Below are 15,210 nucleotides of genomic sequence, written 5' to 3'. Positions count from 1 at the left end.
CGGGTTGGTTTTTTAGGTGTGCAAAGCGACGGTGCTCTTTGCGGTATTACTGGCCGTCGTCGTACTTCGAGAGCCACTCCACCGCCTGCTGGTGGTAGCGGGTGAAGCCCTTGTAGTCGACCAGTTCCTGGTTGAGGGACTTGAGTACGCGGTGCATGCGCTTGGCCCACGCCGGGTTGGTGGCGATGTCTTCCAGGCTCAGCAGGTAGGTGCGGATCGGGAACACGATGGCGTTGCTGCGCGGCAGACGGTGCAGCGGTTGCAGCTCGATGCGCAAGTAGACCTTTTTCCCGGCGTTCTCGGCGGTCACCGTGGTGCGGTCCGGCGCCCACTCGGGCAGGGACTCGGCGGACACGTCCAGGCGCGGGTTGACGGTCAGCGACCAGTTCAGGCGGCGCACCGGGTGGCCGTTGCGCAGACGCAGGAGGAACTTCAACGCGCGGTCGAGCATGCCGGTTTCCTTCACCAGCGGCACCGGGCCGTGGAACTCGTGCCAGGCCATGCCCAGGTTGAAGCGCAGCGAGTAGTCGGCGCGCTGGGTGGCGATGCCCGCGCCCCAGTACAGGGTGCCGTCGCGTTCTTCCTGCAATACCCAGTCGCCCTGGGCCTGGCGGGTGACGTACTCCATCGGCTCGTAGGGCAGGGTCGCCGGATCACCGAAGGTGAAGGTGTCGTCGATGTTCAGCAGCTTGTTGGTCCAGTGCCAGCGGGTGCCGTCCTTCTCCAGGGAGAAGTACTCCGGGTAGTCCTTGGCATAGGACTCCATGATCAGCTCGAGCAGGTCCCACTGCGCCTCCATCATGTGCGGCGCGGAGACGTAATGCATGCCCGGGTCTTTCTCCAGGGTGATCGCACGGTCACGGCATTCGCTGATGTAGTGCTCGTCGATGTCGAACACCGCGCGGAAGGCATCGTTGCCCACGCTGACGTGCGGCTCCAGGTTCATCGAGTACATGTACTCGTCGTCCGGGAAGGGCCAGGGCGCGCGGTCGATGCAGGCCTGGCTGTTGGCGTAGGTGTAATCGTCGCGGTAGGTTTCGTCGGGGCGGAATTGGATGGTCATGGTCGTTCTCCGGCTCAGCAGTCGATGACCAGCCGCGAGCACTTGGCACGCGACACGCAGGGCATGATTTTCTTGTTGGCGGCCTTGTCCTCGTCGGACAGCCAGTCGTCGGTGTGGAGGATTTCGCCCTCCAGTTCGAGGACGTTGGTCTCGCACATGCCGCAGGCGCCGCCGCGGCACAGGTACGGGATGTCGTGGCCGGCAGCCTCGGCGGCCTCCAGCAGGCTCTGGTCGGGCGACACGTCGATGGTCGCGCCGCTGCGCGCCAGGGTGACCTGGAACGCCTCGCCGACGCTGCCCTGTTCGAGGAAGCGCTCGAAGTGGATGTGGCTGTCGGTCCAGCCATGGGCGTGGGCGGCATCGATGGTTGCCTGGATCATGCCCTCGGGGCCGCAGACGTAGACGTCGCTGCCCAGTGGCCGGTCGGCCAGCACCGCCGAAATGTCCAGGCGCTCGCCTCGCTCGTCGCGGTACAGGCGCACGGCGTCGCCGTATTCCTGCAGCAGTTCTTCACCCAGGCGCGCGTGGGCGTCGCCGCGCACCGCCAGGTGCACTTCGAAGGGCGTGCCGCGCAGGCGCAGTTCGGCCAGTTGCGAGCACACCGGGGTGATGCCCACGCCGCCGGCGATGAACAGGTGCAGGCGCGCGTGCTTGCTCAGCGGGAACAGGTTCACCGGGCGGAGGATTTCCAGCTCGTCGCCTTCCTTCACCACGTCGTGCATGTGCTTCGAGCCGCCACGGCCTTCTTCCACGCGGCGCACGGCGATCTGGTAGGCGCTGGCGTCGTAGGGCGAACTCATCAGCGAGTAGGCGTTGCGGTAGGTGCCGGCCGCGTGGGGCATCAGCACCACGACGTTGCTGCCGCCGGAGAATGGGGTCAGGTGCGCGCCGTCGGTGGAGGCCAGGGTGAAGCGCTTGATCTCCGGGGTCACCTGCTCGATATGGGTAACGCGGACATTCAGGGTTCCGTTGGACTGGCTCATGTGTCGAGCTCCTCGGCTTCCGGCAGTTCGCCGGGGACTTCGGCGTCAGCCTTCACGGCCTGGAAGGCGGCGAGGCGGCGGGAATAGTGGTCGCGGACCACCAGGGTGCGGGCGCAATGCGGGCAGTCGAAGACGCGCTGGGTGACGTTCTCGGTGTAGCCGTCGCAATGCACGCACCAGACGCGACGGACGAAGGAGCCGGCGTGCTCGCGCAGCACTTCGTCCTTGTTCAGGTTGATCGCGTCGGCGGCCTGCATGGCGGTGCCGATGAAGCTCTCGGAGCCGGCCAGGTACAGGCGGGTGCCCATGCGCGACTGGCCCAGCAGGGCGTGCAGGTCATCGACCAGCGCGCGGTTGCTCGGGTAGATCGAGAGCTCGACGTCAGTGATGTCGCGCAGGGCGGCGAGGTGATCCTGGCCGGAGAAGGATTCGCTGGAATACAGCACGCGGATGGGTGCGGTGCGCGGCATTTCGGCGAGCAGACGGAGCATGGCGCTGCCGCCGCTGCCCTGGCCGGCGATGATGTGGTGGTTGCCACCGGCGAGCGGGCGCAACTGGTCGTAGACCGGCCGGCTCTTGATACCTGTGATGAGCATTATTCTTGTGCCTCCAGAACTGCCGGCTCTCTCGGTCAGGAGCGCCAGCGCGATTCGAGGACCCGCGCACGGTCACGGGTCGAAGGAGACAGGGCACAGACTGTGCCAAATAATTAAGTAATTGAAATTTAAAGGAAAAGTAAAAATACGAGATCAGAGGTGTAAGCAGAAATGACAACGGCTGTAGGCAGGGATGCAGCGGTGGATTGTCGCAGGGGCATTTGTGCTGGATGCGTAAAAGCCGCGTGACCGGGTAGTCCCGCGGATGCATGGATGGTGGGCTTTTGCAGGAGAGAAGGGAGCGCTTAGTTCTTGTTCGCGAACCTTGTCGTACCTCGGTGCCTGCGGCTGCCCTCACCCCAGCCCTCTCCCAGAGGGAGAGGGGGCCGTCTGGAGCGCTCTGAAAGCTGGGGGGTAGCCGGCGAGCTCGTTAGGTGAAGCTCGCGCCGATCAGTCCCCTCTCCCTCTGGGAGAGGGTTAGGGTGAGGGGCTTCGGTACAGGGCACGCTGTGTCAGGCGGCGCTCAGTCGTCGCGCTGCAACTTGCGGATCAGCGTGCCGACGTCGATGCCCAGGTGGATCGCCGCCTTGCGCTTGCTGCCGCACAGGCGCACCGCGCGCAGGATGACCTGGCGTTCGTAGCGCTGCACCTGGGCCTTGAGCGGCTGGTCGTCGATGGTCGCAGCCGGTTCGTCGAGCGCGACGGGGCTGCCGGCCGGCGGTGCGCCGAGCAGCTCCGGCGGCAGGTGCAGTTCATCGGCGACATCGTCGGCCAGTACCGCCAGGCGTTCGAAGATGTTCACCAGCTCACGGATGTTGCCGGGGTAGTCATAGCCCAGCAGGCGTTCGCGGCATGCCGAGGACAACCGCAGCGGCGGCTGGCGGTCGCGGTTGATCCGCGCCAGGAGGATGTCCATCAGCACCGGCAGGTCGTCGCGGTGGGCGCGCAGCGGCGGGATTTCCACCGGCAGCACGGCCAGGCGGTAGTAGAGGTCGGCGCGGAATTCGCCGGCCGCGACCTGGGCGCGCAGGTCCTTGTTGGTGGCGGCGATCACCTGCACCTGGACCTGTTTCGACAGCGGTGAACCCACCGGCTGGATGGTGCCGTCTTCCAGGAACTTGAGCAGCTTGGCCTGTACCTGCAGCGGGATCTCGCCGATCTCGTCGAGGAACAGCGTGCCGCCCGAGGCGCTCTCGATATAGCCGCGCTTGCCCGACTGCAATGCGCCGGTGAAGGCGCCGCGCTCGTAGCCGAACATCTCCGACTCGAACAGCGTCTCGGGGATGCTCGCGCAGTTCACGTCGATGAAGGGCCGGTCGCCCCAGCCGGCGGCGCGGTGGATGTGCCGGGCGATGGCGGTCTTGCCGACGCCGGGCTCGCCGAGCAGCAGCAGGCGCGCGCGGCGGCGGAAGGCGCGAACGCCCATGTCGGCGATGGAGGAGAGCAGCGGCGACATGTGCAGCGCATTGTCCTGCGGGTCGCCCAGGCCCTGCAGGTCGGTGGTCGAGGCGCGCCCGGAGGGGCTGCGCAGGCTGCCGGCGGTGCCCGGCTCGTATTCGCGCTGGATCAGCAGGTTGTAGGGCTTCTCGTAGGCACCGGTGGGCACGGCCTGGGCGCGGGTGAGGAACACCCGGCCATCGCGGGAGCGGGTCAGTGCACTCTTGCCGCCACGGCGCAGAGCCTGCTGGAAATCGTCGAACTGCAGCGCCGAGCGCTGGAAGAAGTCCACGTCGGGCAGGCCCAGCACATCGACGCGGGTGACGCGGTTGACCCGCTCTGCCGCCAGGTTGATGAAGCGCACCCGCGAGTCGCCGTCGCAGACGATCAGCGCCTCGCTGAAGCTGTCGAGCAGGGCATGCAACGCCGGCGTCTCCAGCAGCGCGGAGAGCATCTCCCCGGACGCGCTGACCGAGGAGCGCATGCCCATCCGTAGCGGCGCGAAGAAGCCTTCTTCGCTCATGCTTCTTTGCTCATGGATGTAGCTCCGTCGCCTTGTTCGCCAAGCGCAGCACGAAGACGCGCCAGGCCACGCCCTCGCGGATGAGGATACGCGAGCAGTGGCTGTTGAAGGACTGGTAGTTGCCGAACTGGTCCGGCAGGTCGAGCACCTGCCAGGTGCGTTCGGGCAGCGGCATGCGGTTCAGTGTCGAGGCCAGGCCGGCGGCGCGGGTGATGCCGAAGGTCTGCTCGAAGGCCGCGTTGCGCCATTGCGGCTGGGCCGCCTCGTCGATCACCAGCACCGCGTCGGGCACCGCGTCGAACACCCGGCGCAGTGCTTCGATACGCTGCTCGGCGTCGTGCTGCATGCGCAGCTCCTGGCTGACGTCGCGCAGGCTGCCCCACATGCGCAGCAGGCGGCCGTTGTGGATGCTGGCGCGCACGTCGTTCTCCACGTAGGCCGGCGAGCCGTCATGACGGCGGTCCACCGACAGCGCGCCATCGACGTGGAATTCCGCCTCGATCAGGCGCCGCACGAACTCCTCGTTGGCCGGGCTGCGCGGCCAGTACAGGCGCACCGGCTGTTCGCTGAAATCGACGTCGGCGGGCATCTCGTAGATGTTGGCCATGGCGCGGTTGCACATGCGCCAGTAGGAGCGGTTCTCGAACACCTGGCGGACGATCTCGTCGGGCGTCTCGCGCACGTCCACCGACTCGGCGAACTCGATGCACCAGTAGGCCACTCGCGCGCTGAAGAGCATCTGGCTCATCACTTCATTGGCGCTCTGCAGCTCGCCCAGGCGACGACTGACCGGCCCCAGCGGCATCTTCACCAGATGCAGGCGCGCCGGCTCGCCGTCGCGCCATTGCAGCACGCCGCTGGCGAGCACCGGCAGCAGGCCGCCGCTGTGGCGGATCAGGGTCAACTCGAGGTCCTGCACGCGCTCATCGGCCGGCGGGTTGGCAAACAGCTGCATCAGCGCGTTCAGCGAGTCGGCGGTGTAGATCAGTTCGGCACCCTGGCCGTCCAGCGAGCCAGGCGGGTACCCGAGCTGGTCGGTCTGCTCGGCGGAGACTTCGATGAAGCGTCCCTGGGACGTCAGGCTGTCGGACAGCAACAGGCCTCTGTCCAGCAGCAGTTTTAGCGGGTCCATTTCTCCCTCCAAGGCAGATCTCCAATGCAGATTCCCAACACGACGGTGCGGCCACTCGGCGGCCCGCAGGGAGAGCAAGGCATGTTGCATGCCAGCCTGAAACGCCCGTGCGCCGCGGGGGTGCTGAAGGGGTGTGTGCAAAATCGCAGCACTCCATGCAAGCGTGCAGCGCAGTTTGCAGAATATCCGTTGAATTGCTGCAGCGGCGCGCGCGGCGATGGAAGGCGAGTGGGATCTGTCGCAAATACTGGCCAGTTGATAGCTTTTGAGTTCGTTTGAGCGACTGGCGCTGCTAGGATGCGCGCGCGTTTTCTTCCCCGTCCGTCCCAGAGCCCGATCCCTACAAGAGGCCAGCATGCGCAAGCACCGTCGATTGACCTTCCGCCACATCGGCCAGATCAACGTGACCAACCGCCTGAGCGGCGATGCCATGGGGACGGTACTCGATGTCTCGATGGGCGGGTTGCGGCTGGTGACGGAGGAACCGCTGGCGCCGGGCAGTTGCTACGACATGCGCCTGGAGATTCCGGTACGTGAGGATCACACCCGTTCGGTGGATATCACTGCGATCTGCCAGTGGTCGAAGAAGGATGCCAAGAACGCGCGCTTCGAGCAGGGGTTCAAGCTGGATCGGCCGAGTGCGGCGTTTACCGAGCTGGTGACGTCGATGTCGGTGAGCTTCAACCGCAGTCTGTTGGGGCGGGCGCGGTTATCGTGATGGATCTTCAGGAGGGGTAGTTCGGCGCTCGGGCGGGCCCTCACCCCAGCCCTCTCCCAGGGGAAGAGGGGGCCGATCGGTGTGTTGTGGCTATTCCGGAGTCAGTCGGCGAGCGTGGAAATATCAGCCCGCTGCAGACAGTCCCCTCTCCCATTGGGAGAGGGTTAGGGTGAGGGGGAGACCCCGCGGCGAACGCACAGAAAAGCACCCGCTCCGCCAGACCCCATCACCCCAGCGTCCCCAGTATCTGCACCCCCACCCGCTCCGGAATCTCGTTCTGCGACAGCACGTGCAGCCCCGGGCTGAACACCCGCGCATAACGCGCCAGCAGCGGCCGCAGTTGCGGCATCACGGTGAGGATCGGCGGGTGGCCTTCCTTGCGCAGTTTTTCCTTCACCACCGGCATGCTGTGCTGCAGCTGGTTGAGCAGGCTGGGTTCCACCGGGATGTTGTCCAGGCTCACCGGGCCGGCCTGCTGGGCGATGCTCAGGGCGCCGAGCAGGGTGTTTTCCAGGGCGTTCTCCAGGACGAACACGGTCAGCTCCGGGCGGTCGCCGGCGATCGACGAAACGATGCTGCGGCGCAGCGCGTAGCGCACGTCGGAGGCCAGCAGAACCGGGTCCTTGGTGGTCTCGCTGCCTTCGAGCAGGGCGCTGGCGATGGTGACGATGTCCTTGAGCGGCACTTCCTCCTGCAGCAGCTGGCGGAACACCCGGTGCTGCTGTGAATAAGTGAGCTGCGCCTTCAGCGATTCGGCGAGCTTGGGCGCCTGCAGGGTCAGGCGCTGCATCAGGTGTTCGACGTCGTCGTGCTTGAAGATGTCCGGCAGGTGCTCGCGCACCACCTTGTTCAGGTGCGTGGCAACCACGCTGGCGCAGTCGATCACCTGGTAGCCCAGGTTCAGCGCGCGGGATTTGTCGGCCGGCAGAATCCACACCACCTGCATGCGGTACGCCGGGTCGACGCCGAGGATGCCGTCGATCTCGCCGTACAGCTCCGGCGAGGGAATCGCCATCAGCCGGTCGGCGTGGATTTCCGCGCCGTCGATGCGCTCGCCGTTGATGTGGATGGCGTACTGCGAGGCCTTCAGGCGCAGGCTGTCGCGAATCTGTACTTCCGGCAGGAGGAAGCCGAGGTTCTCCGAGAGCGTCTGGCGCACGCCGCGAATCCGCTGCGGCAGCGGCGCGCCGCTGGCCTCGTTGACCAGGCTGACCAGCTTGTAGCCCAGCGAGATCGACAGCCGCTCCACCAGCGGAATGTCTTCCCAGGCCAGCTGCTGCGCCGTTTCCTGGTCCATCGCGTGCGTCAGGGCCTGGGTCTGCTCCAGTGTCTGCGCCTCGATGGGCGGGCCGGCCAGCGACAGCCGCCAGGCGATGAACGCCACCAGCGCGGCGAAGGCGAAGAAGGCGGTGTGCGGCATGCCCGGCACCAGGCCGAGCACCACGAGGATGCCGGCGACGGTGTACAGCAGCGACGGCGAGGCGAGCATCTGCCGGCGCACCAGGCTGGTGATTTCCGCGGACTCGTTGACCCGCGTGACGATGATCGCCGCGGCGGTGGACAGCAGCAGCGCCGGGATCTGCGCCACCAGGCCGTCGCCGATGGTCAGCAGGGCGTAGCGCTGGAAGGCTGCGCCGGCCGGCAGGTCGTAGACGAACACGCCGATGGCCAGGCCGCCGAACAGGTTGATCAGCAGGATCAGGATGCCGGCGATGGCGTCGCCACGGACGAACTTCGAGGCGCCGTCCATCGCGCCGTAGAAGTCGGCTTCCTTGGCCACTTCCGAGCGTCGGCGCTTGGCTTCGTTCTGGTCGATCAGGCCGGCGTTGAGGTCGGCGTCGATGGCCATCTGCTTGCCGGGCAGGGCGTCCAGGGTGAAGCGCGCGGTGACCTCGGAGATGCGCTCGCCGCCCTTGGTGATGACCATGAAGTTGATGATCATCAGGATCACGAAGACGATCAGGCCGACGATGAAGTTGCCGCCGATCACCACGTGGCCGAAGGCCTCGATCACCTTGCCCGCCGCGCCCGTGCCGGTGTGGCCGTCGAGCAGCACCACGCGGGTGGAGGCGACGTTGAGGGTCAGGCGCAGCAGCGTGGTGACCAGGATCACCGTGGGCAGCAGCGAGAAGTCCAGCGGGCTCTTCGACGACACGCTGACCAGCAGCACCAGGATGGCGACCACTATGTTGAAGGTGAACAGGGCGTCCAGCACCAGCGGCGGCAGCGGCAGGATGATCATCGAGAGGATCGACAGGATGATCAGCGGGATGCCGATGCGGCCGCTCTGGAAGGTCGGCAATAGTGACTGCAGTAGGCGCATGGTCAGACTCTGTTCAGCAGTTCTTCGGGAATGGGGACGTTCTGGATCAGCTCCGGGCGTTCACGGCGACCGGAGCGCCAGGCCTTGAGCTGGAGGATGTAGGTGAGGACGTGGGCGACGGCCTTGTACAGCTGCGCCGGGATCTGCTGGTTCACCTGGGTGGTGGCGTAGATCGCACGGGCCAGCGGCGGCAGTTCGAGCACTTCCAGGTCGTGGGCCTTGGCCATCTTGCGGATGTACAGTGCGGTCTCGTCGAGGCCCTTGGCGACCACGTAGGGCGCCTGGGCCTTCTTCGGGTCGTAGCGCAGCGCCACGGCGAAGTGCACCGGGTTGACGATCACCACGTCGGCGGTCCTGATCGTCTTGCTGATCTGCCGGTGCACCAGCTGGCGCTGCAACTGGCGGATGCGCGCCTTCACTTCCGGGCGGCCTTCCTGGTTCTTGTGCTCTTCCTTGCGCTCCTGCTTGGTCATGCGCAGCTTCTTCTTGAAGAAGAAGTACTGGATCGGGATGTCGATGACCGAGAACAGGATGAACACCACCAGCAGTGACAGCGTGATGTCGTAGAAGGTGCTGAAAGCCGTGGAAATGGCACTGCGTACATCGCCGCGTTGCAAGGCAAGCAGGCCGGGCAGGGCGCCGTGCAGCTGGTAGAGGGCGACGGCGATCAGCACTGCGATCTTCAGCAGCGACTTGGCCAGCTCGGTCCAGTTCTGCAGCGAGAAGATGCGTCCGAGCCCGGTAATGGGATTGAGCTTGGACAGCTTGGGCATGAAGTTCTTGCTGGAGAAGATCCAGCCGCCGGGAATCATCGAGAACAGCACCACCAGCAGCGGCGTGACCAGCAGCGGCAGCAGCGTGGTGATGAACAGCACCAGGTGGTGGCCGAGCACCAGCGGCAGGTCGTCGAGGCCGATCTCGCTGTTCCTCAGGTCGATGAAGGACAGCGCGAAGCCCTGCTTCAGGCCGTCGTAGAAATGCTCCACGCAGAACTTCAGCGCGATCAGCGTGGCCAGCAGCGAGAGCGTGGTGGAGAGGTCCTTGGAGCGGCTGACCTGGCCGTCCTCGCGACTCTTCCTGAGCTTCTGCTGGGAGGCCTCTTCGGTCTTTTCCTGGGCGCTGTGCTGCTCAGCCATGGCCGCCCTCGCGGAAGATCACGCCGATGGCGTCGAGCAGTTGGCGGGTGAGCTTCAGGTAGTTCTCGGGGATGTCCGGCAGGGTCAGCCAGATGCACGCAAGGCCCGCCAGGATCGCCATGGGAAAGCCCAGGGAGAACAGGTTCAGTGCCGGCGAGATGCGGTTCAGCAGGCCGAAGCAGAACTGCACCAGGGTCATGCAGAACACCACCGGCAGGGTGATCAGCACTGCGGCGGCGAACACCCAGGCCAGGCTGCCGGCCACCGACTCCAGCCCTAGGTAATGCAGGCCGCTGCCCACCGGCCAATAGATGAAGCTCTGGTAGAGGATGCTCACCACCAGCAGGTGGCCGTCGATGGAGAGGAACAGGAAGACCAGCAGGATGAAGTACAGCTGGTAGAGGATCGAGGACGACGACACGCCGTTCATGGGGTCGTTGTACACCGCCATGCTCAGGCCGAGCTGGGTGGAAATCACGTCGCCCACCAGGGTGAACACGGTGAACACCAGCATCAGCGAAAGCCCCAGCATCAGGCCGAAGGCGATCTGCTCCAGCGCTACCAGCAGGCCCTGGGCGGACAGCGGATCGATGGCCGGCGGGCGCGGCAGCGCGGCACCGAGGGCGACGGTCAGCGCCAGGCCGAGGAGAATGCGCAGGCGCATGGGGATCGCCTTGTGGCTGAAGATCGGCGTCAGGGCGAACACCGCCATGATCCGGCAGAAGGGCCACCACCAGGCCTGCAGGAGTTGCAGGGTGTCGAACGCCTGCAGAATGGATGCACCTTGCTGCATGGCATCAGCCGACCAGGCGGCCTGCCTGATGGAACGACTCGATGAACAGTTCGGAGAGGGTGCGCAGGATCCAGTGCCCGGCGAACACCAGCATCCCCAGGGTAATCAGCAGGCGCGGCAGGAAGCTGAGCATCTGCTCGTTGATCTGCGTGGCCGCCTGGAAAATGCTCACCAGCAGGCCGCCGATCAGGCTCGGCACAATCAGCACGCAGACGATCAGCGCGGTGATGTGCACGGCGTTGGAAACGATATCGACGGCGCTTTCCGGGGTGAGCATGGCGTTCTCCGAAAGGCCGCTAGAACGGCTGCACGCTGCTGGTCAGCGTGCCCATCATCAGGGCCCAGCCGTCCACCAGCACAAAGATCATCAGCTTGAACGGCAGCGAGATCATCATCGGCGAGAGCATCATCATGCCCATCGCCATCAGCACGCTGGCCACCACCAGGTCGATCACCAGGAACGGGATGAAGATCATGAAGCCCAGCTGGAACGCGGTCTTCAGCTCGCTGAGCACGAAGGACGGCAGCAGCAGGGAGAAGTCCAGGTCCTGCAGTTTCTCCGGCAGGGTTTCGCCGGCCAGCGAGACCATGGTTTCCAGCGAGGTACGGTTGGTCTGCGCGAGCATGAAGCGGCTCAGCGTCTGCTTGGCGCGACCGAGGCCGTCTTCCAGGCTGATCTGGTCGGCCTCGAAGGGCTGGTAGGCGTTGGCGTAGATGTCCTGCCACACCGGGCGCATCACCAGCAGCGTCATGATCAGCGCGATGCCCACCAGCACGTTGTTCGGCGGGCTCTGCTGCAGGCCGATGGCCTGGCGGAGGATCGCCAGCACGATGACGAAGCGGGTGAAGCAGGTCATCAGCATGAGCATCGCCGGGAGGAAGCCCAGCAGCGTCATGACGATGAGGATCTGCAGCTTGACGCTGAAGGCCTGGCCGTCCGCCGTGTCGTGCAGGTTGAACAGCGTGACCTCGCCGCCGGCTGCCTGCGCGTAGAGCGGGCAGAGTGCGGCGATGAGCAGGCCCAGCGTGGCCAGCGATCTGCCTGTCAGGGAGCGGCGCCGCATCATCAGGCAGTCAGGGCGTCGAGGCTGGCGCCGCACAGTTCGAGCACGCGCAGGCCGTAGTTGCCGTTCATCACCACCACTTCGGCCTTGGCGAACAGCGCGCCGTTGACCTTCACGTCCAGCGGCTCGCCGGCGAGCTTGTCGAGGATGATCACGCTGTTGGCGTCCACATCCATCAGCTCCTTCAGGGAAATCTCCACCGAGGCGACTTCCAGGGTGACGTTCACCGGAATCTTGCCGAAGAAGCTCAGGTCCTGTTGCGGTAGCGAAGCGCGCACGGGCTCGGCGGGAATGTCGGCGGCATCCTGGGTCAGGTCGAGGTCGCCATCGTTGATCAGCGACTCGAACTCGGAGTCGGAGAGAGAACCGGTCATGGGTTTTTCACGCTTTCCAGGGAGGAGAGGAAGAGGGTGCCGTCGTCTTCGAAGATGGCGCCGCGGAACAGCTTCTGCTGGTTCACGCGGACCTCGACGCGGTCCAGCGGGCGGATCGTCAGCACATCGCCAGGCTCCAGGCCGAGCACCTGCGAGAGCGGCATCCTGGCGGCGGCGACCACGCAATCCAGGCGCAGCGGCAGGTGCTTGATGTGCTCGACCGGGTTGCCGGTCACTCGCGGCGGTGGCGGGCCGGCGAGGCGGCGGGTCAGTTCGTCCGCCAGCGGATTGTCCAGGTAGAGGTAGAGCGAGGAGCGTTCGCCAGTCAGGTGGCTGACGTAGCTGAACTCGGCCACGTACTCCCACTGCACCTCTTCGTAGGTGGGGTCGATCTGCTGCAGGCGGCCCACCGACTCGCCCATCAGCAGGGCGCGGCCGAACAGGTCGACTACGTCCAGGCCGAGGCGGTCGAGCATGCGTTGCTCGGAGCTGCTGATCGGCGGCGTGTCGCGATTGGCGACCAGGGTGCCGCCGTAGTAACACTCGATGACTTCGGTCAGCAGGGCGCGGTCCATGGCGAAACCGAACTTGCCCAGGGGCGAATCGAAGAGGCATTCCAGTTCACGGGGAAGTTCCTCGTGAATACGCAGGTTATCCAGTTCGAGATTGATTCGATAATGCCGCAGGAAATAGTCGCTGATGATCCGCGGATACTTTCCGGAGATCTCTTTGATGTACTGCGGAATCTTGTGATAATGCCGGCCGAGTTTCTGCGGTTTCAGTCGGATCAGACTGTCGGCGGGCACACCATGGTGGACTTTTGATTTGCCAGTCATGCTCAGCGTCGTACTTCCAGGTTCGATCTGCCATCTGCCCAAGGACACGGGAAGTGTCGTGACCGCCGGGGTCGGCTGATCGTTGCTCGCGGCATGCTCTGTCTGCCAGGGCCTGAAATTGCTGCATCACAGGCTGCTGACGTGGCGCAATGATAGCGATCTGAGGTCGCCCGATTAAATCAATAGATATCAAATGCTGTTTTTGACGGAACTTTTTGTCTATTGATCTTAATTAATCGGCGAGAAGCTATGGCGTAGTGCTGGCACTTGTTAGTGTGGGTGGGTTAGTTACAGGTTGCAGTAACTTCATGTGTGACGAAGTTGTTGCAATGCCACCCGTGAGATAGCCATTTCGTTAAAAGGTTTCGCAGTCGCCGAGAATTTGATCGGCAGACGCTGGCGATTGACCAACGAAAGGCTTTTCGAACGCACTAGCGAATGGAAAGTTGCGGTGAACAGTGTAAGCCAGTCGATCGATCAATTATGTGAAACGCTGCTCGTAGAGCGGCCGGCGCAGAAAAAAGTTGCGATCATCGGGCCGTCCGCGGACGCCGCTCACGCCCTCCTTTTGCAGACGCTGCTGGCCGAAGGCTGCCGTGTCGAACGCTTCTCCGGCTTCGCCGAACTGGCCCGTGCGCGCAGCGACGCTGCGCTGCTGTTCATCCTCGCCGGCGCTTTCCCCGCTCCCGACCTCTATGCGCAGGTTGGCGCGCTGCTCAGCGATGGCCGCGAGCGCGACGTGGTGCCCATCGTCGGTTATGAAGAGCAGGACAAGGCCGCCACCCTGCTCGACCTCGGTTGCGTCGACTACCTGCTGTCACCCTTTGGCGCCGGCCAGCTGGCCGCGCTGCTGCGTCGCCAGGAAGCCTCCAGCGCCGCCCAGGAACTGTTCGTCTCGCGCTCCCAGGCCGGCCGCCGCCTGCTGGCGATGGCGCAACGCGTAGCGCAGACCCGCGCGCCGATCCTGATCACCGGCGAGACCGGCACCGGCAAGGAACTGCTGGCCCGCTACATACACGGCATCGCCAACCCGGACGCGCCCTTCATCGCAGTGAACTGTGCGGCGATCCCCGAGGCGATGCTCGAATCCATCCTCTTCGGCCACGAACGCGGCGCCTTCACCGGCGCGGTGAATGCCCAGCCGGGCAAGTTCGAACTGGCCAACGGCGGCACCCTGCTGCTGGACGAGATCGGCGAACTGCCGCTGGCCCTGCAGGCCAAGCTGCTGCGCGTACTGCAGGAGCAGCGCGTGGAGCGCCTGGGCGGGCGCCGCGAGATCGAACTGGACGTGCGCATCATCGCCGCCACCAACCGCGACCTGCAGGCCGAGGTCAACGAAGGGCGCTTCCGGGCCGACCTGATGTTCCGCCTCGACGTGTTGCCCCTGCACATCTCGCCCCTGCGCGAGCGCAAGGAAGATGTGCTGCCGCTGGCGCGGCGCTTCATCCGCCAGTACGCCCCGCAGGACGCCGAGCACGACCTGCTCACCGAGTCCGCCAGCCGCGCGCTGTTGCAGCACGACTGGCCGGGCAACGTGCGCGAGCTGGAGAACACCCTGCAACGCGCCCTGGTGCTGCGCAACGGCCTGTTCATCCAGCCCCGCGACCTCGGCCTGGCCGCGCCGGAAGCGCCCATGGCCAGCGTTGCCGCGGTGATCCCGCTGGCGGCCGAGGGCGGCCGCGCCGCGCTGCGCGCCAGCGGCAAGCTCGCCGAGTACCAGCACGTGATCGACACCATCCGCCGTTTCGGCGGGCACAAGACCAAGGCCGCCGAGAGCCTGGGCATGACCACCCGCGCACTGCGCTACCGGCTCAACGCGATGCGTGAGCAGGGCGTGCAGGTGCACTTCTGATTTCGTCTTCCGGGGGAGACCTTCCATGAGTTCGATCATGCAGGTGCAGCAGGACATGCTGGACCGGATGAACCGCTACGCCGACCTGGCCAGCGGCCCGGCCGTGCGGCCCGCCGCGCAGTTCGCCACGCAACTCGACGAGAGTGCGCCGGTACAGGGCATCGGCGCCAGCTTCGAGCAGGCGCTGCGCTCGGTGGATGCCGAGCAGCACCAGTCCAGCGCCGCCATGGCCGCGGTGGACAGCGGCCGGAGCGACGACCTGGTCGGCGCCATGATCCAGAGCCAGAAGGCCAGCGTGTCGTTCTCCGCGCTGCTGCAGGTGCGCAACAAGCTCACCGGCGCCTTCGACGAAATCATCCGCATGCCGCTGTAAGGACTGA

At 65.4% G+C, this 15,210-nt stretch carries 15 protein-coding genes; 3 read left to right on the top strand and 12 right to left on the bottom strand.

All coding sequences use genetic code 11. From position 1 onward, the window contains the following. Nucleotides 1-46: 46 nt before the first annotated feature. From A9513_RS27200 to A9513_RS27180, 5 genes are all read right to left on the bottom strand, one after another. Nucleotides 47-1,063 carry a DUF3445 domain-containing protein gene (locus A9513_RS27200; protein WP_037014248.1) on the bottom strand — a complete coding sequence of 339 codons (1,017 nt, stop codon included), beginning with the start codon at nt 1,061-1,063 and terminating at the stop codon, nt 47-49. A gap of 14 nt (nt 1,064-1,077) precedes the next feature. Further along, entirely contained in the window at nt 1,078-2,046 is a 969-nt protein-coding gene (locus tag A9513_RS27195) for a PDR/VanB family oxidoreductase (RefSeq protein WP_065086108.1), read from the bottom strand. After that, nucleotides 2,043-2,642, bottom strand: coding sequence for a dimethylamine monooxygenase subunit DmmA family protein (locus A9513_RS27190; RefSeq protein WP_024767257.1), 600 nt, complete (start codon nt 2,640-2,642; stop codon nt 2,043-2,045). The genes A9513_RS27195 and A9513_RS27190 overlap by 4 nt, the downstream gene beginning before the upstream one ends. Nucleotides 2,643-3,165: 523 nt before the next feature. Continuing rightward, on the bottom strand, nt 3,166-4,602 hold the full coding sequence (locus A9513_RS27185) for a sigma-54-dependent Fis family transcriptional regulator (protein WP_065086107.1): 1,437 nt from the start codon (nt 4,600-4,602) through the stop codon (nt 3,166-3,168). A 10-nt stretch (nt 4,603-4,612) separates the two neighbouring features. After that, complete coding sequence (locus tag A9513_RS27180) at nt 4,613-5,734, bottom strand: PAS domain-containing protein (protein WP_024767258.1); 1,122 nt, start codon at nt 5,732-5,734, stop codon at nt 4,613-4,615. 355 nt (nt 5,735-6,089) lie between these two features. On the opposite strand from A9513_RS27180, the gene A9513_RS27175 reads away from it, so the two are divergent. Continuing rightward, on the top strand, nt 6,090-6,452 hold the full coding sequence (locus A9513_RS27175) for a PilZ domain-containing protein (protein WP_024767259.1): 363 nt from the start codon (nt 6,090-6,092) through the stop codon (nt 6,450-6,452). 226 nt (nt 6,453-6,678) lie between these two features. Here the strand turns inward: A9513_RS27175 and A9513_RS27170 are convergent, their stop codons facing one another. From A9513_RS27170 to A9513_RS27140, 7 genes are read right to left on the bottom strand one after another with little or no spacing between them, the layout of a single operon-like run. Further along, the gene (locus A9513_RS27170) at nt 6,679-8,775 is read right to left on the bottom strand and encodes a flagellar biosynthesis protein FlhA (RefSeq protein WP_065086106.1); all 2,097 of its coding nucleotides are present in this window, start codon (nt 8,773-8,775) and stop codon (nt 6,679-6,681) included. Between the two features lie 2 nt (nt 8,776-8,777). Then, entirely contained in the window at nt 8,778-9,911 is a 1,134-nt protein-coding gene (gene flhB, locus A9513_RS27165) for a flagellar biosynthesis protein FlhB (protein ID WP_065086105.1), read from the bottom strand. Beyond that, entirely contained in the window at nt 9,904-10,704 is an 801-nt protein-coding gene (gene fliR / locus A9513_RS27160; protein ID WP_065086104.1) for a flagellar biosynthetic protein FliR, read from the bottom strand. The genes flhB and fliR overlap by 8 nt, the downstream gene beginning before the upstream one ends. 4 nt (nt 10,705-10,708) lie before the next feature. Continuing rightward, nucleotides 10,709-10,981 carry a flagellar biosynthetic protein FliQ gene (locus A9513_RS27155; protein WP_045213351.1) on the bottom strand — a complete coding sequence of 91 codons (273 nt, stop codon included), beginning with the start codon at nt 10,979-10,981 and terminating at the stop codon, nt 10,709-10,711. A 19-nt stretch (nt 10,982-11,000) separates the two neighbouring features. After that, a complete protein-coding gene (gene fliP, locus A9513_RS27150; protein ID WP_141678536.1) occupies nt 11,001-11,768 on the bottom strand; it encodes a flagellar type III secretion system pore protein FliP in 768 nt (255 codons plus the stop codon). Nucleotides 11,769-11,770: 2 nt separating this feature from the next. Continuing rightward, complete coding sequence (locus tag A9513_RS27145) at nt 11,771-12,142, bottom strand: FliM/FliN family flagellar motor switch protein (RefSeq protein ID WP_024767369.1); 372 nt, start codon at nt 12,140-12,142, stop codon at nt 11,771-11,773. Then, entirely contained in the window at nt 12,139-12,978 is an 840-nt protein-coding gene (locus A9513_RS27140) for a flagellar motor switch protein FliM (RefSeq protein ID WP_065086103.1), read from the bottom strand. The genes A9513_RS27145 and A9513_RS27140 overlap by 4 nt, the downstream gene beginning before the upstream one ends. 451 nt (nt 12,979-13,429) lie before the next feature. On the opposite strand from A9513_RS27140, the gene A9513_RS27135 reads away from it, so the two are divergent. Continuing rightward, on the top strand, nt 13,430-14,830 hold the full coding sequence (locus A9513_RS27135; protein WP_141678535.1) for a sigma-54 dependent transcriptional regulator: 1,401 nt from the start codon (nt 13,430-13,432) through the stop codon (nt 14,828-14,830). Between the two features lie 25 nt (nt 14,831-14,855). After that, nucleotides 14,856-15,203 (top strand): flagellar hook-basal body complex protein FliE, encoded by a 348-nt coding sequence (locus A9513_RS27130; RefSeq protein ID WP_024766274.1) that lies wholly within the window; start codon nt 14,856-14,858, stop codon nt 15,201-15,203. Nucleotides 15,204-15,210: the final 7 nt, after the last annotated feature.

Origin of the sequence: Pseudomonas sp. AU12215 (assembly GCF_001675465.2) — a bacterium.
GTDB classification, from domain to species: Bacteria; Pseudomonadota; Gammaproteobacteria; order Pseudomonadales; family Pseudomonadaceae; genus Pseudomonas; species Pseudomonas nitroreducens.
This window is presented reverse-complemented; position numbering and strand designations above follow the sequence as displayed.

Bases quoted from the DNA above. Each gene is read 5' to 3' on its own strand.
- fliR (WP_065086104.1), bottom strand. From the start codon at position 10,704: ATGCAGCAAGGTGCATCCATTCTGCAGGCGTTCGACACCCTGCAACTC.
- A9513_RS27130 (WP_024766274.1), top strand. From the start codon at position 14,856: ATGAGTTCGATCATGCAGGTGCAGCAGGACATGCTGGACCGGATGAAC.
- A9513_RS27170 (WP_065086106.1), bottom strand. From the start codon at position 8,775: ATGCGCCTACTGCAGTCACTATTGCCGACCTTCCAGAGCGGCCGCATC.
- A9513_RS27195 (WP_065086108.1), bottom strand. From the start codon at position 2,046: ATGAGCCAGTCCAACGGAACCCTGAATGTCCGCGTTACCCATATCGAG.
- A9513_RS27190 (WP_024767257.1), bottom strand. From the start codon at position 2,642: ATGCTCATCACAGGTATCAAGAGCCGGCCGGTCTACGACCAGTTGCGC.
- A9513_RS27180 (WP_024767258.1), bottom strand. From the start codon at position 5,734: ATGGACCCGCTAAAACTGCTGCTGGACAGAGGCCTGTTGCTGTCCGAC.
- A9513_RS27200 (WP_037014248.1), bottom strand. From the start codon at position 1,063: ATGACCATCCAATTCCGCCCCGACGAAACCTACCGCGACGATTACACC.
- A9513_RS27185 (WP_065086107.1), bottom strand. From the start codon at position 4,602: ATGAGCGAAGAAGGCTTCTTCGCGCCGCTACGGATGGGCATGCGCTCC.
- A9513_RS27155 (WP_045213351.1), bottom strand. From the start codon at position 10,981: ATGCTCACCCCGGAAAGCGCCGTCGATATCGTTTCCAACGCCGTGCAC.
- A9513_RS27145 (WP_024767369.1), bottom strand. From the start codon at position 12,142: ATGACCGGTTCTCTCTCCGACTCCGAGTTCGAGTCGCTGATCAACGAT.
- A9513_RS27175 (WP_024767259.1), top strand. From the start codon at position 6,090: ATGCGCAAGCACCGTCGATTGACCTTCCGCCACATCGGCCAGATCAAC.
- A9513_RS27140 (WP_065086103.1), bottom strand. From the start codon at position 12,978: ATGACTGGCAAATCAAAAGTCCACCATGGTGTGCCCGCCGACAGTCTG.
- fliP (WP_141678536.1), bottom strand. From the start codon at position 11,768: ATGCGGCGCCGCTCCCTGACAGGCAGATCGCTGGCCACGCTGGGCCTG.
- flhB (WP_065086105.1), bottom strand. From the start codon at position 9,911: ATGGCTGAGCAGCACAGCGCCCAGGAAAAGACCGAAGAGGCCTCCCAG.